At 57.5% G+C, this 19,716-nt stretch carries 19 protein-coding genes and 1 tRNA gene; 12 read left to right on the forward strand and 8 right to left on the reverse strand.

Annotated elements, in window-relative coordinates:
* Positions 1 to 86: 86 nt before the first annotated feature.
* Both IG617_RS10920 and gltB read right to left on the reverse strand, forming a co-directional pair.
* On the reverse strand, positions 87 to 1,529 hold the full coding sequence (locus IG617_RS10920) for a glutamate synthase subunit beta (RefSeq protein WP_192109269.1): 1,443 nt from the start codon (positions 1,527 to 1,529) through the stop codon (positions 87 to 89).
* A gap of 91 nt (positions 1,530 to 1,620) precedes the next feature.
* A complete protein-coding gene (gltB, locus tag IG617_RS10925; protein ID WP_192109270.1) occupies positions 1,621 to 6,357 on the reverse strand; it encodes a glutamate synthase large subunit in 4,737 nt (1,578 codons plus the stop codon).
* Between the two features lie 626 nt (positions 6,358 to 6,983).
* On the opposite strand from gltB, the gene IG617_RS10930 reads away from it, so the two are divergent.
* The 5 genes from IG617_RS10930 (at position 6,984) to IG617_RS10950 (ending at position 10,756) form a co-directional block, all read left to right on the forward strand.
* On the forward strand, positions 6,984 to 7,283 hold the full coding sequence (locus tag IG617_RS10930) for a BufA1 family periplasmic bufferin-type metallophore (protein WP_153771868.1): 300 nt from the start codon (positions 6,984 to 6,986) through the stop codon (positions 7,281 to 7,283).
* Between the two features lie 73 nt (positions 7,284 to 7,356).
* Positions 7,357 to 8,259, forward strand: a complete 903-nt coding sequence (gene bufB / locus IG617_RS10935; RefSeq protein ID WP_192109271.1) for an MNIO family bufferin maturase — start codon at positions 7,357 to 7,359, stop codon at positions 8,257 to 8,259.
* Positions 8,249 to 9,028: an HvfC/BufC N-terminal domain-containing protein gene (locus IG617_RS10940; protein ID WP_209008421.1), complete on the forward strand. Its 780-nt coding sequence runs from the start codon at positions 8,249 to 8,251 to the stop codon at positions 9,026 to 9,028. Before bufB ends, IG617_RS10940 begins: the two co-directional genes overlap by 11 nt.
* 45 nt (positions 9,029 to 9,073) lie before the next feature.
* Complete coding sequence (locus tag IG617_RS10945; protein ID WP_192109273.1) at positions 9,074 to 9,658, forward strand: DoxX family protein; 585 nt, start codon at positions 9,074 to 9,076, stop codon at positions 9,656 to 9,658.
* A gap of 45 nt (positions 9,659 to 9,703) precedes the next feature.
* Positions 9,704 to 10,756 (forward strand): threonine aldolase family protein, encoded by a 1,053-nt coding sequence (locus tag IG617_RS10950; RefSeq protein ID WP_192109274.1) that lies wholly within the window; start codon positions 9,704 to 9,706, stop codon positions 10,754 to 10,756.
* 69 nt (positions 10,757 to 10,825) lie between these two features.
* On the opposite strand, the gene IG617_RS10955 is transcribed toward IG617_RS10950, so the two are convergent.
* Positions 10,826 to 11,272, reverse strand: a complete 447-nt coding sequence (locus IG617_RS10955; protein ID WP_192109275.1) for an Hsp20 family protein — start codon at positions 11,270 to 11,272, stop codon at positions 10,826 to 10,828.
* 254 nt (positions 11,273 to 11,526) lie between these two features.
* Here IG617_RS10955 and IG617_RS10960 point away from each other — a divergent pair, with 254 nt between their 5' ends.
* Positions 11,527 to 11,949 carry a hypothetical protein gene (locus IG617_RS10960; RefSeq protein WP_192109276.1) on the forward strand — a complete coding sequence of 141 codons (423 nt, stop codon included), beginning with the start codon at positions 11,527 to 11,529 and terminating at the stop codon, positions 11,947 to 11,949.
* 119 nt (positions 11,950 to 12,068) lie between these two features.
* The gene (locus tag IG617_RS10965; RefSeq protein WP_192109277.1) at positions 12,069 to 13,010 is read left to right on the forward strand and encodes an alpha/beta fold hydrolase; all 942 of its coding nucleotides are present in this window, start codon (positions 12,069 to 12,071) and stop codon (positions 13,008 to 13,010) included.
* A gap of 26 nt (positions 13,011 to 13,036) precedes the next feature.
* On the opposite strand, the gene hisN is transcribed toward IG617_RS10965, so the two are convergent.
* Both hisN and IG617_RS10975 read right to left on the reverse strand, forming a co-directional pair.
* Complete coding sequence (gene hisN / locus IG617_RS10970) at positions 13,037 to 13,843, reverse strand: histidinol-phosphatase (RefSeq protein ID WP_254170520.1); 807 nt, start codon at positions 13,841 to 13,843, stop codon at positions 13,037 to 13,039.
* A 301-nt stretch (positions 13,844 to 14,144) separates the two neighbouring features.
* Positions 14,145 to 15,065: an N-formylglutamate amidohydrolase gene (locus IG617_RS10975; protein WP_254170521.1), complete on the reverse strand. Its 921-nt coding sequence runs from the start codon at positions 15,063 to 15,065 to the stop codon at positions 14,145 to 14,147.
* Positions 15,066 to 15,256: 191 nt separating this feature from the next.
* On the opposite strand from IG617_RS10975, the gene cpdR reads away from it, so the two are divergent.
* The 5 genes from cpdR to IG617_RS11000 all read left to right on the forward strand — a co-directional run bounded on the left by cpdR (position 15,257) and on the right by IG617_RS11000 (position 18,003).
* Positions 15,257 to 15,616 carry a cell cycle two-component system response regulator CpdR gene (cpdR, locus tag IG617_RS10980; protein WP_153771877.1) on the forward strand — a complete coding sequence of 120 codons (360 nt, stop codon included), beginning with the start codon at positions 15,257 to 15,259 and terminating at the stop codon, positions 15,614 to 15,616.
* Between the two features lie 144 nt (positions 15,617 to 15,760).
* Positions 15,761 to 15,835: transfer RNA gene (locus IG617_RS10985), tRNA-Val, on the forward strand.
* 175 nt (positions 15,836 to 16,010) lie between these two features.
* Complete coding sequence (gene ykgO, locus IG617_RS10990; protein ID WP_008551489.1) at positions 16,011 to 16,136, forward strand: type B 50S ribosomal protein L36; 126 nt, start codon at positions 16,011 to 16,013, stop codon at positions 16,134 to 16,136.
* A gap of 86 nt (positions 16,137 to 16,222) precedes the next feature.
* Positions 16,223 to 16,879 (forward strand): tetratricopeptide repeat protein, encoded by a 657-nt coding sequence (locus IG617_RS10995; protein WP_192109279.1) that lies wholly within the window; start codon positions 16,223 to 16,225, stop codon positions 16,877 to 16,879.
* 107 nt (positions 16,880 to 16,986) lie between these two features.
* A complete protein-coding gene (locus tag IG617_RS11000; RefSeq protein WP_192109280.1) occupies positions 16,987 to 18,003 on the forward strand; it encodes an alpha/beta fold hydrolase in 1,017 nt (338 codons plus the stop codon).
* Between the two features lie 43 nt (positions 18,004 to 18,046).
* Here the strand turns inward: IG617_RS11000 and IG617_RS11005 are convergent, their stop codons facing one another.
* From IG617_RS11005 to IG617_RS11015, 3 genes are all read right to left on the reverse strand, one after another.
* Complete coding sequence (locus IG617_RS11005; protein WP_153771880.1) at positions 18,047 to 18,307, reverse strand: DUF2312 domain-containing protein; 261 nt, start codon at positions 18,305 to 18,307, stop codon at positions 18,047 to 18,049.
* Positions 18,308 to 18,410: 103 nt separating this feature from the next.
* Complete coding sequence (locus tag IG617_RS11010; protein ID WP_192109281.1) at positions 18,411 to 18,707, reverse strand: DUF1244 domain-containing protein; 297 nt, start codon at positions 18,705 to 18,707, stop codon at positions 18,411 to 18,413.
* A 15-nt stretch (positions 18,708 to 18,722) separates the two neighbouring features.
* Complete coding sequence (locus IG617_RS11015) at positions 18,723 to 19,538, reverse strand: N-formylglutamate amidohydrolase (RefSeq protein WP_192109634.1); 816 nt, start codon at positions 19,536 to 19,538, stop codon at positions 18,723 to 18,725.
* Positions 19,539 to 19,716: the final 178 nt, after the last annotated feature.

The raw sequence follows: 19,716 nt of genomic DNA on the forward strand, positions 1-19,716 counted from the left end.
TTCGGAATTTCGGTCTCGTCAGCATCAACCGTGCAAACAAAAAAGGCTGCCGTTCGGCAGCCTTTCCGTCAACTATACTGCGAGTTCTAGACCGGCAGATTGGTCGTGCCGGTGAGGAACTTGTCGACAGCCCGTGCGGCCTGTCGTCCTTCCCGAATGGCCCAGACAACCAGTGACTGACCACGGCGAACGTCGCCTGCGGCGAAGACCTTGTCGATGCTGGTCTTATAGTCGTCCGTGTTGGCTTTCACATTTGTGCGACCGTCCAGCTCGAGCTTTTCACCTGCCTGAGCGATATAGGTGTCGAGCCGTGGACCCGAAAAGCCGATTGCTGCGAGAACGAGATCTGCACGTAGTATGAATTCGGTGCCTTCAATCGGGCGACGTTTTTCGTCTACACGCGCGCATTTTACGCCAGTCACATGTCCGTCTTCGCCGACAAGCGCGAGAGTTGCTGCCGAAAACTCGCGTTCAGCGCCTTCCGCCTGGGACGAGGATGTTCTGAATTTCGTTGGCCAGTAGGGCCAAACCGTCAGCTTGTCTTCCATCAACGGCGGAATGGGACGGATATCCAGCTGTGTGACGGACAGCGCGCCCTGGCGGAAAGCGGTGCCCACGCAGTCAGATGCGGTATCGCCGCCACCGATCACGACAACATGTTTGCCTGCGGCCCAGATCGGGGCCTCATTGCTTGTGGCGCTAATTTCCGGCTCACCGCCGACACGGCGATTTTGCTGGACGAGATAGGGCATCGCCCAGTGGCAGCCCTCCAGCTCCATGCCACCGACACCGGGATCGCGGGGGCGTTCCGCACCAGCGCATAGAATCACGGCGTCATGGCGCTCCGCGAGCTCATCTAGAGACACCGTGCTGCCTACATCGACGTTGTAATGGAAGGTGACACCTTCGGCTTCCAGTTGCGCCACACGCTTGTCGATGTAGTGCTTTTCCATCTTGAAGTCTGGAATGCCATAACGCAGCAGGCCACCAGCCTTGGGTTCGCGCTCATAAAGGTGAACCGTATGACCGGCACGAGCCAGCTGTTGTGCTGCTGCCATCCCCGCAGGGCCGGATCCTACCACGGCGACTGCCTTGCCGGTCTTGGAAGCAGCTGGTTCGGGAACAATCCAACCCTCGGACCAGCCCTTGTCAGCGATGGCTTGCTCAACGGACTTGATGTTCACCGGAACGTCTTCAAGGTTGAGCGTGCAGGCTTCTTCGCAGGGCGCAGGGCAAATACGACCCGTAAATTCCGGGAAATTGTTGGTGGAGTGCAGATTCCGCACTGCCAGCTCCCAGTCACCCTGGAAAACAAGATCGTTCCAGTCTGGAATCTGGTTATGAACCGGACAGCCGGTCGGTCCGTGGCAGAACGGAATGCCACAGTCCATGCAGCGTGCTGCCTGGCGCTGAACTTCATCTTCGGCCAGAGGGATGGTGAATTCCCTGAAGTGGCGAATACGGTCGGAGGCAGGGGCGTATTTCTGTTCCTGCCGATCGATTTCCAAAAACCCGGTTACCTTGGCCAAGGTGACCTCCTCATAAGTCTCTTGTCACATTGTCGGCTGCGACCGGGCATTGGAAAATGCCCGAGAGCCGGTTCAAGTCCAGATTTACGCGCTATTCCGCCGCCACCATGCCGAGGCGCTTCTCCTCCATTTCACGGAGCGCACGGCGGTATTCGACAGGCATGACCTTGACGAATTTGGGACGATAAGTTGCCCAGTCATCAAGAATGGTCTGCGCCCGCGTCGAGCCGGTGTGAAGCACGTGCTTGGTCAAAAGCTGGCGCAGGCGTTCATCGTCATGGCGTGTCATGTCACAGCTGACGTCGACGCGGCCCTTATGCTCAATGTCACCGCCATGGTGATGCAGCTTTTCAAGCAAGTCGTCTTCTTCAGACACAGGCTCGAGTTCAACCATCGCAAGATTGCAGCGGCTGCCGAACGTACCATCTTCGTCCAGAACATAGGCGATGCCGCCGGACATGCCGGCCGCGAAGTTGCGCCCGGTCTGACCAAGGACAACGATAACGCCGCCGGTCATGTATTCGCAGCCGTGATCGCCTACACCTTCTACGACGGCGAGAGCACCCGAGTTGCGCACCGCAAAGCGTTCACCGGCCACACCGCGGAAGTAGCATTCACCGGTGGTGGCTCCGTAGAGTACGGTGTTGCCGACGATGATGGAATCTTCGGGTACGATCCGCGTGTTCTGCGGCGGTCGCACGATGATCCGTCCGCCCGACAAGCCTTTGCCGACATAGTCATTGGCATCGCCTTCTAGGTTGAGCGTGACGCCCTTGGCAACAAAGGCACCGAATGCCTGGCCGGCGGTGCCCTTGAGCATGATTTTCAAGGTATTGTCCGGAAGGCCTTTGGCGCCATAGCGCTTGGCAATCTCGCCAGAGAGCATCGCGCCAGCCGATCTGTCGACGGAGCAGATTGTCTCTTCAACGATCGTCGGTTCCTTGGACTCCAGTGCAGGCTTTGCCGCAGCGATCAGGCGACGATCGAGGATGTCCGTAATTGGATGTTCCTGACGCTCGGTCCAGCGCCTTTCTTCCGGCTTTGCTTCTGGCTGGAAGAAGATACGGCTGAAGTCGAGGCCCTGGGACTTCCAGTGGCTGATTGCCTGTTCCTTGTCGAGGAAGTCAGACCGGCCAATGATCTCGTTAAGGTTCTTCGCTCCGAGAGCTGCCATCAGTTCGCGCAGTTCTTCTGCGACGAAGAAGAAGTAGTTGACGACGTGCTCAGGTGTGCCCTTGAACCGTTTGCGCAGGACCGGGTCCTGGGTCGCAATGCCGACAGGGCAGGTGTTGAGGTGACACTTGCGCATCATCAGGCAGCCAGCGGCGATCAGGGGGGCTGTCGCGAAGCCGAACTCGTCCGCGCCAAGCAGGGCTCCGACGAGGACATCCCGGCCGGTGCGAAGGCCACCATCGACCTGCAGGGCGACGCGTGAGCGCAATCCGTTGAGAACCAGTGTCTGCTGGGTTTCAGCCAGGCCGATTTCCCAAGGGCTACCGGCATGTTTGATCGAGGTCAGCGGTGAAGCGCCCGTTCCACCGTCGAAACCCGAGACGGTGATGTGATCCGCGCGCGCTTTCGCGACGCCTGCGGCAACCGTGCCAACGCCGACTTCAGACACGAGCTTGACCGAGATGTCGGCCGCCGGGTTGACGTTCTTTAGATCGTAGATCAGCTGGGCCAGATCTTCGATCGAATAGATGTCGTGGTGCGGTGGCGGCGAAATCAGGCCGACACCTTGCGTCGAGTGCCGCACCTTCGCAATGACCGCATCCACCTTGTGGCCTGGCAGCTGTCCGCCTTCGCCAGGTTTTGCACCCTGGGCGACCTTAATCTGGATCATGTCGGAGTTGACCAGATATTCGGTGGTCACGCCAAAGCGTCCGGAAGCAACCTGCTTGATTGCAGAGCGCTGCGGGTTGCGGGAACCGTCGGGCAACGGATTGAACCGCTCCGGCTCTTCACCGCCTTCGCCGGTGTTGGACTTGCCACCGATCTCGTTCATCGCGATCGCGAGCGTGGAGTGTGCTTCGCGAGAGATTGAGCCAAAGGACATGGCGCCGGTCACAAAGCGTTTGACGATGTCTTCGGCCGATTCAACCTCAGAGAGGTCGATTGGGTTGCGACCCAATTCGTCTGCGCTCTTGATCCGGAACATACCTCTGATGGAGTAGCGCCCGGATTCAGTGTTCACCATGTCGGCGAAAGACCGGTACATGTCCGGAAGCTTTGAACGCACGGCATGCTGAAGGACGGCAATGGAGTCCGGTGTCCACATGTGGCTTTCACCGCGCATGCGGTAGGCGTATTCACCACCGATCTCGAGCGAGCGACGCAGAACGGCTACATCACCGAATGCCTCATCGTGGCGCTGAACGGTTTCAGAGGCGACTTCATGCAGGCCGACGCCTTCGATCGTGGTCGCCGTTCCCGAGAAATACTTCTTCACGAATTCGGTCGACAGACCGACCGCGTCGAAAATCTGCGCGCCGCAATAGGACTGATAGGTGGAGATGCCCATCTTGGACATGACCTTTAGGATACCCTTGTCGATCGACTTGATGTAGCGCGACACAACTTCGCCAGCATCGACCTCTTCAGGGAAATCAAGTTCGGCATGCATCGAGAGTAGGGTCTCAAAGGCGAGGTAAGGGTTGATTGCCTCGGCCCCGAAACCGGCCAGAACACAGAAGTGATGGACTTCCCGCGCTTCCCCGGTTTCGACGACAAGGCCGACCGATGTGCGCAGGCCCTTGCGGATCAGGTGATGATGAACCGCGGCGGTGGCCAGCAGAGCCGGCAGCGCGATGCGCGTGCGGCTGATCAGGCGGTCCGAAAGGATGATGATGTTGTCGCCGTACCGGACAGCTTTCTCGGCGCGCTGACAAAGCTCTTCCAAGGCAGCTTCCATGCCATCGGAGCCCTTTTCAGCCGAATAGGTGATGTCGAGCGTCTTGGCGGAAAACTGGTTGTCACCAATCTCGCCAATGGCACGAATCTTCTCGAGATCTTCGTTCGTCAGGATCGGCTGCCGGACTTCCAGACGCTTCGAGGACGACAGTCCCTTCAGGTCGAACAAGTTGGGGCGCGGGCCGATGAAGGACACGAGGCTCATCACCAGCTCTTCACGGATCGGATCGATCGGCGGATTGGTGACCTGCGCGAAGTTCTGCTTGAAATAGGTGTAGAGCAGTTTCGACTTGTCGGAGAGTGCCGACAATGGCGTGTCAGTGCCCATGGAACCGATGGCTTCCTGGCCAATGGTCGCCATGGGTGTCATCAGCAGCTTGATGTCTTCCTGAGAGTAGCCGAAGGCCTGCTGGCGATCGAGCAGGCTCTCGCCGGCAACCGGCGCGCGGCCGCGCACTTCTGGCATGTCTTCAAGAACGATCTGTGTGCGATGCAGCCAATCCTTGTAGGGGTTGGCTGTCGACAGTTCCCGCTTGATTTCGTCGTCGGAAACAATCCTGCCTTGCTCGAGATCGATGAGCAGCATCTTGCCAGGCTGGAGACGCCACTTGCGTACTATGCGTTCTTCGGCGACCGGCAGAACGCCGACCTCTGAAGACATGATGACAAAGTCTTCGTCCGTGACGATGTAGCGGGCAGGACGCAGGCCATTGCGGTCAAGCGTTGCGCCGATCTGGCGTCCATCCGTGAAGGCCACGGCAGCCGGACCGTCCCAAGGTTCCATGATCGCGGCATGGTACTCGTAGAAGGAGCGGCGGTTTTCATCCATGAGAGGATTGCCGGCCCAAGCTTCCGGGATCAGCATCATGGCTGCATGGGCGAGCGAATAGCCGCCCATGACGAGGAACTCGAGGGCATTGTCAAAACATGCCGTGTCCGACTGACCTTCATAAGAGATCGGCCAGAGCTTGGAGATGTCGTCGCCAAACAGCGGTGAAGACACGGAAGCTTGTCGCGCGGCCATCCAGTTGACGTTGCCGCGCAGAGTATTGATTTCGCCGTTATGGGCAACCATCCGATAAGGATGAGAAAGGTCCCAGGATGGGAAGGTGTTGGTCGAGAAACGCTGGTGCACCAACGCAAGTGCCGAGATGAAGCGCTCGTCTTTAAGGTCCTTGTAGTAGGCGCCCAGCTGATAGGCCAGGAACATGCCCTTATAGACGATCGTGCGGCTCGACAGCGAGACGTTGTAAAAACCCTTCTCAACGGCATCGGTCTCGGCACGGATTGCGTTGGAAATCACCTTGCGCAGGACGAAGAGACGGCGCTCGAATGCGAGTTCATCTTCGTTTTCGGCGCGCTTGATGAAGACCTGACGTGAGACGGGTTCGGTCGCGGCAATGTCAGGGGCCTTCGACAAGGAGGAATTGTCGACGGGAACATCGCGCCAGCCGATGAGGCTTTGACCTTCGGAGTCGATTGCGCGCTCGATGATTTCCACGCACTTGGCGCGGAGGGCATCGTCCTGGGGCATGAACAGGAAGCCGACACCATAGTCGCCCTGTTTGGGCAGCGTGATGCCCTGTGCCGCCAGTTCTTCAGCGAAGAAAGAATGCGGGATCTGCACCAGCATGCCTGCGCCGTCGCCCATCAGGGGATCTGCGCCAACAGCACCACGGTGTGTCAGATTTTCCAGAATTTGAAGGCCATCTGCAATCACGCGATGGGACTTTTCGCCCTTCATGTGAGCAATGAAGCCGACGCCACAAGCATCGTGTTCGCGCGACGGGTTGTAGAGCCCTTTGTCGGCGGCCTCGCTCAGTCGTGTGGCCAGAGAAGATTTGGTGGCGGTGGTGTTCTCCGCTTCCAGTCCTTCGGCCTGCATGGCTGTGCTGGTCGTCAGCTCTGTCTTCGTCATGTGCGCCCTCACGTTTACCCCAGTTTTACCGTGGCTAAAGCGTCGGGTCACGTTCGGGTCGCGTTCCTGTCCGGACGCGGCTCGTGCGACGACCCTGGCTGCCAGCCTCGGCTCTGTCGAAATATCTAACGTTCCGCCCCCATTAAAGCGAACCGTCGCATTGACGCAGCAGTTTTGTACTGCCACCGAGTGCCCGATCTCCGCCGGGCCTTCGCTTCAGAATTGCCCCCATTTGGCAATTCTCTGGTCGGCTCGGGATGGAAGCCTGTTTCTATCCGCGCTTTTAAGCTGCCACAATCCAGGCACGCTAAAAGGGACAGTGGTCCTGTCCTATTCCGAGCGGCGCGAACATGCCAGATTTCGAAGCGAGGAGCAAGAGCGTTTATATACTCTAAAATTATATTTGTTTCGCCTCTCAAGTTGCGAGTGGCCATTTTAATAACTTTAAACGCATTGGCGAGTAAGAATGTTGCGCGGCTGCGTTTGGGGTATGGTTCCTGCTCTCCCAAAGGTCACAGCCGTTTGATTTCCTATTGATGGAAGAAATGCTCATTTCTTTCTCATGACACGGCTGAATCAGGAACGAAGCCTGTCGTGTTCAGAGATCCTAGACGGAGGAAGTTTCGATGCAGAAAAAGGTCATGACTGCCGCGATCGTTGCAGGCGCTGTTGCAACCGCAGTAGCCGGTGTCGCCGCACCAACAGCCGCAAATGCGCAGGCCAAGGAAAAATGCTACGGCGTTTCCCTCAAAGGCAAGAACGATTGCAAGGCAGGCGCGGGCACGACTTGCGCAGGCACCTCAACGGTTGACTACCAGGGCAACGCATGGACCCTCGTGCCAACGGGCACTTGTGTTTCCATGGAGCTGCCTGATGGCCGCAAAGGCTCTCTGACTGAGCTCGACCGCGACCTTCCGAAGGCGTAATCTAACGTTCAGCGATCGTGCCCGGGCAGGGAAACCCTGCCCGGGACCGTCTCAATGCCCCATGAGAAGTCCGATGACCCACTCATTCGCCACGGAAACATCCAGGAACGACAGGGTTTCCCCTCAGTTGCCGGCGCGGGCGGGTGCGGGTCTCAAGGGTGAGCATGTGCTGCAAATTCTCGAGACCAGACCGGACATTGGTTTTTTCGAGGTTCATGCGGAAAACTATATGGGCGCTGGTGGTGTGCCTCATCGCCAGCTCGAGGCTATTCGCCGCGATTATCCGATATCACTCCACGGCGTAGGCTTGTCGATCGGTGCAGAGAGGCCGCTCGACACGGATCACCTGCAGCGTCTCAAGTCGCTGAATGAGCGCTATGAGCCGGGTCTTTTTTCTGAGCACCTCGCCTGGTCGACCCATGACACGACCTACTTCAATGATCTCCTGCCCGTACCTTATGATGAAGCGACGCTATCACGCGTTTGCGACCATATAGATGGGGTGCAGGAGACGCTTGGGCGGCGGATGCTTCTCGAAAACCCATCGACCTATATTGCTTTCGAGCAGAGCTCCATGACCGAGCTTGAGTTCCTCAAACGGATTGTCGAGCGCACGGGCTGTGGTCTGCTCCTGGACGTCAACAACGTCCACGTTTCCTGCGTCAACCATGAGAGGTCTGCAGAAGACTATCTGGACGCTTTTCCGATGGCGGCGGTTGGTGAGCTCCATCTTGGAGGGCATGCGCCGGATGAGGATGATGCTGGACGTCCGCTGTTGATCGATGCTCATGACCGGGCTGTGGATGATGCCGTTTGGCGGCTCTACGAAAGGGTCGTTGATAAGTGGGGGCCACTGCCGACATTGGTCGAGTGGGACAATGATGTTCCTGCATGGCCGGTGCTGTTGGCTGAAGCGGATGCCGCAGATTCAATTTTGGCTCGGCGTGGTAAAGAGGAGGCGCGGCTTGTCGGTTGACGGTCAACCTGCTGCACCTGCACTGCCTGAGTTCAGTGAGGCCCTTCTGGACACATCCCTGCCAGTTCCGAGCGGTGTCGTTGGGCCTGATGGCAAACCTGCGCCCAAGCGTTTCACCGTCTATCGGAACAATGTTGTTGTCAGCCTCGTTGAGGCGATCGAACAGACATTTCCCGCGGTTCAACGCATGATTGGAGAAGACTACTTCAAGGCGCTCGCGCGGGAGTTTGTTGTCGAGAAGCCACCGAAATCACCGGTCCTGATGTGGTACGGAGCCGAGTTTCCCGCATTCCTGGAAACTTTTGAACCTTTGGCTGCTTATCCCTATCTCGCGGATGTTGCGCGGGTCGAATGGAACTGGCTGCAGGCCTATCACGCGGAAGATGCCATGCCGCTTTCACCCGAGGAACTTGCCGAGGTTGCGCCTGACGCACTTGGCAACATGACATTCAAGATTCATCCGGCTGCAATTGTTGTGGAGTCTGCCTGGCCAATCCTGTCCTTTGTGGCCGTGAACAGGTTTTTGCCGGATGATGACATGGCCATCGATCTCAAAGATGCGCAAAGTGTACTGATTACGCGACCGGATCTGGACGTGGAATTGATGCTGCTGCGGCCCGGCGGGGCATTGTTTTTGGAGCAACTGCGCTCAGGATCCACATTGGGTCAGGCCGCTGAGGCCGCAAGTGTCGGGGTCGAGAATTTTGACCTGTCAGGTGTTCTGACAGATTTTTTATCCGCAGGGGTCTTTCGTACCCTTGCATCATGAGGCTGTGCCGGCTCGGTTCTGGTCACATTGCCAATTGGGGGAAATATGAGCACGCTTATCGGACTACTCGTCAGTCTCTATCATACGGTTTTCGGCACGCTGGAGCGCCTTACGAATGGATGGTTCATCGGGCTTGCCGCCCGGTTTGTCTTCGCAAGCGTTCTTCTTGTCTATTTCATCAATTCTGCCCTCACAAAGATCGGCACCGGAATCTTGGGCTTCCTGTCTCCGAGCTCCGGTGCATATGCACAGATCCTTCCGGGGATGATGGAGCAGGTCAGTTACGACACAAGCCAGATTGCCTTCTTCCCCTTTGGGCTCATCGTTCTTTTGGGAACGTGGAGTGAATTTATCCTTCCGGTGCTTGTTACCCTCGGGCTTTTCACAAGAGCGGCCAGCCTCGGGATGATCGTCTTTGTGGTGGTCATGAGCTATGTCGACATCACCGGTCATCATGTTGATGCGGCAACCATCGGGTCGCTTTTTGACGGCAACCCCGGTTCGCTTATCGCTGATCAGCGTTTGATGTGGGTTTTCGTGCTTCTGGTGCCGATGCTGAAGGGCCCAGGTTTCGTGTCGCTCGATGCCCTACTTGGTTCCTATTATCGCAAGCGTGAACGCTACTACTGAGCAAGTGATCTTGCCCCGGTCTGATAGAGCTGATTAAACCGGGGCATGAATTTTTCCAGCGATAATTGGGCGGGAGCCACGGCGCCGGTGATGGCTGCCCTGGCCCGTCATTCCACCGGGCTTGCCCCCGCATATGGTTCTGATCCACTGACCGAGAGCGTCACGGCCCGGTTTTCGGAGATCTTTGAGACTGACGTCTCAGTGTTTTTCGTCGGGACGGGCACTGCGGCCAATTCGCTCGCCCTTGCTTCTTTCGCCAAGCCCGGCGGTGCGATCTTCTGTCATCCCGATGCTCACATTCAGGTCGATGAGTGCGGTTGCCCAGAATTCATGACCAGCGGTGGAAAGCTGGTCTCGGTTCCTGGCACGGATGGCAAGTTCACGGCTGAGGCGTTGCAGGAGGCAATGTCAGCTTTCCCTGATGGGGTCGTCCATCACGGGCAGGTCGCCAGCGTTTCCATTACGCAGTCGACCGAGTGCGGCACTGTTTATACCCTTGATGATATCGCCCGGATCAAGAGCGTTGCGCTTGAGCGGGATGTTGCCCTGCACATGGATGGCGCGCGATTTGCCAATGCGCTGGTTTCGCTTAGCGCAACACCGGCCGAGATGACGTGGAAGGCAGGTGTAGACGTGCTCTCCTTCGGCGCAACCAAAAACGGTTGCTGGTGCGCCGAGGCAGTTGTGTTCTTCAATCGGGAACAGGCGCGCGGGTTCGAGTATTTCCGCAAGCGCGGTGGGCACCTGTTTTCCAAAAGCCGCTTTGCTGCCGCGCAGTTCGAAGGCTACTTCGAAGAGGATGCCTGGCTTGGGACAGCGGCCCATGCGAATGAAATGGCGCAACGGCTTGCCGATGGTATCCGATTGGCTGGTGGACGGACGGCTTGGCCGGTTGAAGCTAATGAAGTGTTTCCAGTCCTCAGGCGCGACCTGGTTGAGAGGCTTCGCGATGGTGGCGCGGCGTTTTATGAATGGTCGGCCAAGGGTCTGGATCTCTCCATTGCGCCGTCAGCGGATGAGGTCTGTTTGCGACTGGTCACGAGTTTCGCAACTTCCGAAGATGATGTGGATGTTTTCCTGAATTTGCTCGGAACATAGAACACCTAGATGCAACAAAGGGCACCCGGTTTCCCGGGCGCCCGATCAGTTCTCGACAAACGAGAGTGTTTAGTGAGATTTGGTTTCGATCTGCTTTGGTGAGCTAGCGCCAATCTCAATCTTGCGCGGCTTCATGGCTTCCGGGAGTTCCCGGATAAGATCGATGTGTAGGAGGCCGTGCTCCAAATGAGCGCCTTCAACGCGGACGTATTCCGCGATCTGGAAACGGCGTTCGAAAGCACGTGAAGCGATGCCGCGATAGAGAATGTCGCGTTCGGCTTCTTCTTCCTGTTTCTCACCCTTGATCGTCAGCACGTGTTCCTTCGCCTCGACCGTGAGATCGGCTTCGGCGAAGCCTGCCACAGCCATGGTGATGCGATAGGTGTTCTCACCCGTGCGTTCGATGTTGTAGGGCGGATAGCTCGGTGCGTCGGAATTTGCGGTGTCGAGCATTGAAAACAACCGGTCAAATCCAACGGTAGAGCGATAAAGCGGTGAAAAGTCCAAGTGACGCATGTGTTCTGTCCTCTTTAGTTGAGCAACGGATATGGTCTTGCTTCCCGGTCCCCCGATCTGGCGAGATGGAAAGCTTTATGTAGGCCCGATTGGCGCCCACAGAATGTAGATGGTGGCTGGCTTTTTCGCTTTCAAGTGGGCCGGCTTCTGCTGAACCGAAGATGAACAGGTGCTTCCGTTTCGGTTCAACCGCCTTGGGGCAAAGTCTCTTCAACATCAGTACAGCGCTGGTGATGGAAACGAGGAGACACGAGATGTTCATTGCCAAGAAATTCATAACTGCACCAGTTGCCGCTGCTCTTGTCGCTGCAACTCTGATCGGCACCGCTCAGGCGGGTCCTCGCCAGCAGCAGGGTCCCGAGGCGCGCGGTAGCGCGGTCACGCTTGAAGTTGACTATCGGAAAGGGCAGCACAAGGGACGTGGGCATGGCCCTAAATGGGGTCATGGTGAAAAGCGCGGCCATTGGGGCAAGATGGGCCCGCGGCAGGTCCGTCGCAGCCTGAAGCATCGCGGCTTTCACAAGATCCGTATCCTAGGTGAGCGCGGTCCTGTTTATATGGTCCGTGCGCATGGCTGGCGCGGCATGCCGATGCGTCTGGTGGTTGACGGTCATACCGGCCAGATCCTGCGCAAACGTCCAATCCATCGTCACGGCCACTGGAACTATCGCTGGTGATCCGTCGATTTCGAACTGCATCACACGGCCGTTGCCATTTTGGCTGCGGTCGTTTGCGGTTGTAGGGCGCGCTGGCTGCAGCTATCAAAAGGGTGGTGAAACCTTGATGGACAGTGCCCGTGACCTTGATCGACCATCCGGACAATCCCATCCCCGAGGGCTGCAATTCGGGTTCGATACAGACCAGCGACGGTGTAGCCCTTCGCTACGCTCACTGGCCTGCGACAGGCGGACCGCGCCGCGGAACTGTCACGCTCTTGCAGGGACGGGCTGAATTCATCGAAAAATACTTCGAGGTTATCGAAGACCTGCGCCAGCGAGGCTTTGCGGTGATCGCGTTTGACTGGCGGGGCCAGGGCGGCTCCGAGCGGCTTTTGCGCAATCGTTGCAAGGGCCACATCGGTAACATGAAGCGATTTCGCGAGGATCTTCACACGATCCTCCAGAAAGTATCGCTGGCCGAGTACCCGGGACCCCACTTCGCCCTTGCTCATTCCACTGGTGGTGCGGTTCTGCTGTCCGATGCGCTTCGCTTGCGCACCATGCTTGACCGGGTTGTTCTCAGTTCGCCGCTTACGGGGATGCTGGATAATGGCTGGAAGGAGCGCTGGTCCTTTCGAGTTGCCACCGCCTTCAAGTGGATTGGCCTCGGTCGGCTTTATATTCCCGGTGGCAACGGTGATCTCTTTGTCGACTTCGAGGAGAACCGGCAGACCCAGGATAGAACCAGGTTCGAGCGCTTCAATGCGGTCCTTCGGCAAGCGCCGGAGCTGGGACTTGGTTCGCCGACGATCGGCTGGCTCTATGCGGTCTCGAGAGCCATTTTGTCGTTCCGCAAGCGGGAATATGGACCAAGTGTCTCCTTACCATGCCTCGTCGTCGCTGCGGGCAAAGACAGGATTGTCTCGACGCCAGCCACCGAAGAACTGGTGTCGCGGATGAAGTCGGCAGGTTATCTGGAAATCGCCGGCGCTGAACATGAACTGCTGATGGAGCGGGATGCCATTCGCGATCAGTTCTGGGCGGCCTTCGATGCGTTCATCCCCGGTCAGGCTGGCTGACAGGGGATTTTACTCTCGGGACTTGCTCAGATCGCGGCGGTGGCCAACCCCTTGAGAACCAGTTCGTGCAGTCTCGGGTCACCGCTTGCAACGATTTGCCCGCCGTCTGCTGCGGAGCCTCCGGTCCAATTGGTCATGACGCCGCCAGCCCCCTCTACGATCGGGATCAGCGCGACAACGTCATAGGCCTGTAGGCCAGTTTCGACAACGAGGTCGGCGTGACCCGCGGCAACCATGCAATAGCCATAACAATCTGTGCCATAGCGCGCCAACTTGGTTTTGGCTTCGATCGCATCATAAGCGGTCCGCTCCTCACCCTGGAAGAGCGCGGGCGTGGTCGTGAACATGACCGCATCAGCCAGGTTCTGGCAGGATCTCGTCTTTAACGCCTTGGTGCCGATCGGGCCTTTGTACCAGGCAGTGTCGCAGTCACCGACGTAAGCTTCCCTGACATAGGGCTGCATCATCATGCCCAGACGCGGGGTGCCTTTTTCTGCCAGGCCAATGAGTGTGCCCCAGGTCGGCAAGCCGGTAATGAAGGCGCGGGTTCCGTCGATCGGATCAAGCACCCATACGTATTCCGCATCGGTGTTCTCGGGCCCATGTTCCTCGCCAAGGATCCCGTGATCGGGAAATTCAGCATTGATCAGGGCCCGCATGGCGGTTTCTCCTGCCTTGTCGGCGACGGTCACCGGATCGAACCCACCTGCCAGCTTGTTCTCGACATCGTGCCCGGTTCTGAAGTGCGGCATGATGGCGTCGCTTGCCGCCGTTGCGAGACGTTCGATAAAATCCGAGTAGATATGCGAAATTCGCATGTCTGCATTGTTCATTGAGCATACCTTGTGGTTGGGTGGCTGTTCTTCTTGGCTGGCTGAGTATCAAGATTATTACTTATATAAATCAGGTGCTTGTTTTGATACAGATTGAAGCGCATTTACTTGAAAACTGGGCATTTGCTCAGCATTTGATCAGGCTTTGCCTATAAGCTGTGCTTGACGTTTGTGCGATGCGGTGCGAGTTTTATTGCAGCGCGAAACGATCTTTCGTTTTGTGCCGCCCTCCTTGGGCGTTTCCTCCCTAGACTCGGGCCGCCTTTTGAGCGGCCCTTTTTTTATACTTTTTTGCTGGAGCTTACTCTGCGGCCAAGGCGTCGCCGATGAATGAGGCGTCTGGCATCGAAGTCAGGTCCCGCGCAAATCGCGCAAGATCGTCCGCCAGGGCGTTGAAGCCACTATGGGGTGCGTGGGTGACTTCATCCATATACAGGCCGCGATTGATTTCAATCTGAAGCGCATGGAGACCCCGCGCTGGACGGCCATAGTGTTCCGTGATGAAACCGCCGGCATAGGGTTTGTTGCGGTTGACCGAGTAGCCCATGCCGGACAGGAGTGAGGCCGCATATTCTGTCAGCTCTGGCGCGCAGCTTGTTCCGTAGCGGTCCCCGAGGATGAAGTCCGGGCGCTGGTCCGTTGTCTGGCACTTCACGGTCGACGGCATGGAGTGGCAGTCGATGAGAATTGCATGGCTGAATGTCACGTGCGTTTGCGCGAGCAGACGACGCAAGGTCGAGTGATAAGGCTTGTAGATGCCCTCGATCCGAAACAGGGCTTCACTGACCGGCAGCCTATGATGGTAAATTTCCTGCGCTTCACTGACAACGCGCGCCACTGTTCCAAGGCCGCCTGCAACCCGAATGGAGCGAATGTTGGCGTAGGAAGGCAGCCGCCCCTCGAACATCTTGGGGTCCAGCTCATAGGGCTCCCGGTTCACATCAAGATAGGCGCGCGGGAAATGCGCTCTCAAAAGGGGGGACCCGAGCGGAACGACATGCTTGAAGAGGCTGTCGACGAAGGCATCTTCAGACCTGCGAATGCTGTGGCTGTTCAGCCGCGAAGCCTCAAGAAAGCTCTGCGGATACTGGCAGCCAGAATGCGGTGAGTTGAAGACAAAGGGTAGGCGCTGATCCGCCGGAGCAAGGACCTCGAAGGGAGGATGGCCGTTGAAGTCGACCTGATCGGTTCCGTATGGATCGCTGGGGTCGCTCGTTGCCAATTGATACCCTTTCGTTTCCTGATCTAGCATGGTGCCAAGGAATTAACACTCAGTCCACAGAAACTGCCCACCGTCCCCATCAGATCGGTTTCACTCTATCTTTACGCGGGATTCGCACTATAACCGAGCGGGAGGTTGGCGGGGCGTCACCCGTTAGAAATGGTTCCCTCATGAGGTAATGGTTGCAAACGATGTCGCGTATCCTTCTTGCGGAAGATGACAATGACATGCGTCGTTTCCTGGCCAAGGCGCTTGAAAATGCCGGCCACGACGTTGTGTCTTTCGATAACGGCAAAAGCGCCTATGAGCGTCTTCGGGAAGAGCCCTTTTCGCTGCTTCTCACCGATATCGTGATGCCTGAGATGGATGGCATCGAGTTGGCGCGCCGTGCGACGCAGCTGGATCCCGATTTGAAGGTCATGTTCATCACCGGCTTTGCGGCCGTTGCGCTCAATCCGGAATCTGATGCGCCTAAGGATGCAAAAGTCCTTTCCAAGCCTTTCCACCTGAAAGACCTGGTTCAGGAAGTGGATAAAATGCTCGCCGCCTGACGGTTGAGATCGGCTTTTGGCCGGTATCCGGTTGCTCTGTGGAATTGTTTGACGGTTCTGTGAAAAAGGGTGTTGCGTCGGTCACGGATCCTCGTTATATCGCTCCCCACCACAGCGTTTCGGCGCAGTGATACCGAATAATTCGGGCGTGTAGCTCAGCGGGAGAGCACTTCGTTGACATCGAAGGGGTCACAGGTTCAATCCCTGTCACGCCCACCATTTTTGCGCTATTGGCCACTACGGGCTTGATCGGCGCGGGTCTTCCCGGACCAAGAAAATCGGCGCAATGGATTTTCCATGCTGCGGTTTTTCCGGAGAGGGCCAGTCACAGCGAGCGCTTGGGGCGCTCGTTTCATGTTTACGGGTAAGTAAGGCCCTTTCGGGGGACAGTGTCATGAAGATCAAGAATTCGCTTAAAGCGCTTATGGGACGTCACCGCGACAACCGCATGGTTCGCCGTAAAGGCCGCGTCTACATCATCAACAAGAAAAACCCGCGCTTCAAAGCCCGTCAGGGCTGATGCGGGGCGCGATCTCGCGCCTTTGTGATCTCTTGATTGTCCGTTTAACGGATTGACCGCTGCGGCCGACAAGATATCTTGTCGGCATGCGGCTTTTTTTGTTTGTCATTCTGATTCTCGGAGCCATGGGCTCCTCCTTCGCGGAGACGACCCCTGATTTGGGGCCGGAGGCCGATGTCCCGTCTGTCGATGATCTGGACACCCTGATACCGGAAGTCGACGCAGACCAGCCGGCTGTGGTCGATCCGGACGGCCCACCTGGCGCTTCTGAGCTTGATGCCCTGTTTGTACGCCTCAAAGATGCTGAAGGCACTTCCGAGGCGGATCGTATCGCAAGAGAGATTCAGCTTCTCTGGCTGGATTCGGGCAGCGATACTGTTGATCTGATGATGGCGCGGGCTGGTCAAGCGCTGAAGGCCGAAGATCACGCTTTGGCCCTCGATATGCTCGACATTATCGTGACGCTTTCTCCCGATTTTGCAGAAGGCTGGAATCGCAGGGCGACGGTCTTTTACATGCAGCGGGATTTCGCCCGTTCTCTTGTCGATATCGAACGAACGCTCGCGTTGGAGCCGCGCCATTGGGGCGCCATGTCAGGACTTGCGATCATCCAGCGCCGTCTTGGACAGGAAGACCGGGCGCTGGACACCTTCAAGAAGGCCGTCGAAATTCATCCCGGTCTGACCAATGCCCTGGATACGATTGAGGCCTTGGAAAAAGAAGCTGCCGGCGAGCCAATCTGAATAGCTCGAGGCCCTGCCTAGCCGACCCGTCTTGCTCTTCGCTTCCGCTGGTCGGACAAAGCATCTCCGAGCGATTCAAACGCCCTTATGAGGCTACCCCTTAGCGAATGGACATTCAGGCGTTGATCTTTTTCCTGGCCGCTCTTCCGGCGGTTTTGTTGCTCTACACCCTTGTGAGAAGCCGCCGTATCGCAGGAAAGCTGGCGCCTGAAGGCGAGTTGAAGACCGCCGGAGGTGTTCGCTTCCACTATCACTATCGAAGACGCTCGTCTGGATCTGAGTCGCGACCCGTCCTGGTGTTTATCCACGGAGCCAGCGGGAATGCCCTGGACCAAAAAATAGCGTTCCAAGGACGGTTCGGTGAGGACCATGATCTGCTATTCGTGGATCGGCCCGGGCTTGGGCACAGCAGCCGAAAAACGCCTGATCACAACGACCCGATTGAACAGGCGCGATCGATCGGAGCGCTCCTGGATGCCTTGGGCATCTCCTCCTGTTTCGTTGTTGGTCATTCCCTCGGCGCGGCTGTCACTGCTGCCCTTGCGCTGGAGCGATCCGACCTCGTGCGGGGTCTGGCCTTTGTCGCAGCGGCGACACACCCTTGGCCCGGCGGTGTGAACTGGTACTACCGGGTCGCTGCGCTGCCTGTTTTAGGGCCTGTATTTTGCTGGACGCTGACGTTGCCTGTTGGGGAGCTTCTGGCCCCCAAGTCGATCGCGCACGTATTTGCCCCCGAGCAGATGCCACCGAATTATGCGGCCGAGATTGGTTTGCCTCTGCTTTTTCGTCCGCACAGTTTTCGTGCCAATGCGCAGGACGTTGCCAACCTCAAGCGAAATCTATCTAGGCAGTCTGAACGGTATGGAGAAATCGATCAGCCGGCACTTGTCGTCACCGGTACGGATGACAGCGTCGTCTGGCCGAGCATTCACAGCGACGGGCTGATGCAGGATCTGGTGAATGCGAGGTTGCTGGTGCTCGAGGGCGCCGGGCATATGCCGCACCATACCCATTCAGCTCAGATCGCAGCGGAGATCCGCAATATGATGGCAGCTTTGGTGGTGGGGGAGGATATGCGTTCTGCTTCTGGGCCGTCCGGCGCGCAGAACGGGTCGGTAAGGTAGGCGTTCAGCGGCAAGGATGCCGCTGAACTGCGTCGTGCTGGCTTTAGCCTTCAGCGGAGCCAGCCATGCCGAGAGCATGGAGATAGAGATCCAGAACGGCCTCTTCCTCTTCCCGCTCATGGGGCTGTTTTTTGCGCAGGGAGACCACCTTGCGCAGGATCTTTACGTCGTAGCCATTGCCCTTGGCTTCCGCGTAGACGTCCTTGATGTCATCGGAGATGACTTTCTTTTCTTCTTCGAGGCGCTCGATACGCTCTACGAAAGCGCGCAGCTGATCGCCGGCCACTCCGCCCGGATCTGACATGAGAATGCTTCTCCTTGTTGGTATTGTTATCGCTTGGTTTGAAGTTGGAATGTGCCGTGCCAGAGATGATTGGCAAGGTCAAGCCGCTTCACTGTCCCAGCCATCAATGCTCTGGTTTGTTCACTTCGAAGGCGGCTTTTTGTTCTGCAGTTGCTTCACTCTGGAATTTTTCCTTCCAGTCCGAATAGGGCATTCCGTAGACGATTTCTCGCGACGATTCCTTGTCCATTTCAAGGCCGTGCTCCTCGGCGGCGTCCCGGTACCAGTTCGAAAGGCAGTTTCTGCAAAAGCCGGCCAGGTTCATCATGTCGATGTTCTGAACATCAGTTCGGCCCTGCAGGTGTGAAACAAGGCGGCGAAACACTGCCGCTTCGAGTTCGGTTTGCGTGTTCTTGTCCATGATGTCTCTCCTGGCTCAATCGTTGCGATCGCTTCGCGATTGATGATGGCTGATTTGCCTGAGGTCGGAACGCTGCCTCAGATCTTCAAGGATCGGCTGCAATCGATCGGCCCACTCCAACACGCCAGGCCCATCGGCGATCAGGTCCTGTCTGACCTCAAGCAAAGCGTGGGCAATGCCCCTGCGCGTGGCGTGGCGATACATGGTGTCGTTCTTGAGAGCTCCGTCGTACGGCTCGTTATCGCCGACCACAAGGTCGCCCTGGGCTTTCAACTGGTCGATGAAAGGGCGCACGGCGCGCTTGTCGCTGTCCCACAAAATTCCGGCATGCCAAGGTCTCGGGACCCCGCGCCAGACGGCCGTATAACTGTGGATTGAGATGATGACCGGTGGCGGGGCCTTATCAAGCATCTGGTCAAGGGTTGCGTCGACAAGATCATGGTAGGGGCGATGAAAGCGGGCGATACGGCTCTCCCGCTCTGCATGGTCAATGCGAGCATTGCCGGGAACCACGGCGCCGTCCGAGAGCCGCATCACGATCGTCGGGTCGTCCTCGCCGCGATTGGGGTCGATCAGAAGCCGGGAGTAGGTCGTCATCAATGCTGGCGTGCCAAGGCGTTCGGCCAGTTCCACCGTCAATGGCCGGGCGCCGATGTCGTAGCCGATATGTCTTTCAGATTCTACCGCTGGCAGGCCCAGATCGCCATACTCTGGTGGCACCGCATTACTCGCGTGATCGCACAAAAGCAGAAGTCCGCCTGTAAGATCCCCTTCTATGGTCTCGGTGGGATCGAAATGGGCACTTGAGGGCGCGCTGGAAGCGTTGGGCATGGCGGCGGCTGAACTATCTGAATGGTCAATTGTTGTGGTCACACGCACTCGCCGTGCGCGGTTTAGCTTTAGACCAAGCGCTACAGTGAACCAAGCCTGTTGGTTCCTAGATCCACGTAAGGTGCGATCAAATTCAGGAAAGCTGCTATTTCAGGCGGTAACGGCCTTGGCGTGGCGG

Source organism: Roseibium polysiphoniae (genome assembly GCF_014842925.1).
GTDB lineage: Bacteria > Pseudomonadota > Alphaproteobacteria > Rhizobiales > Stappiaceae > Roseibium > Roseibium polysiphoniae.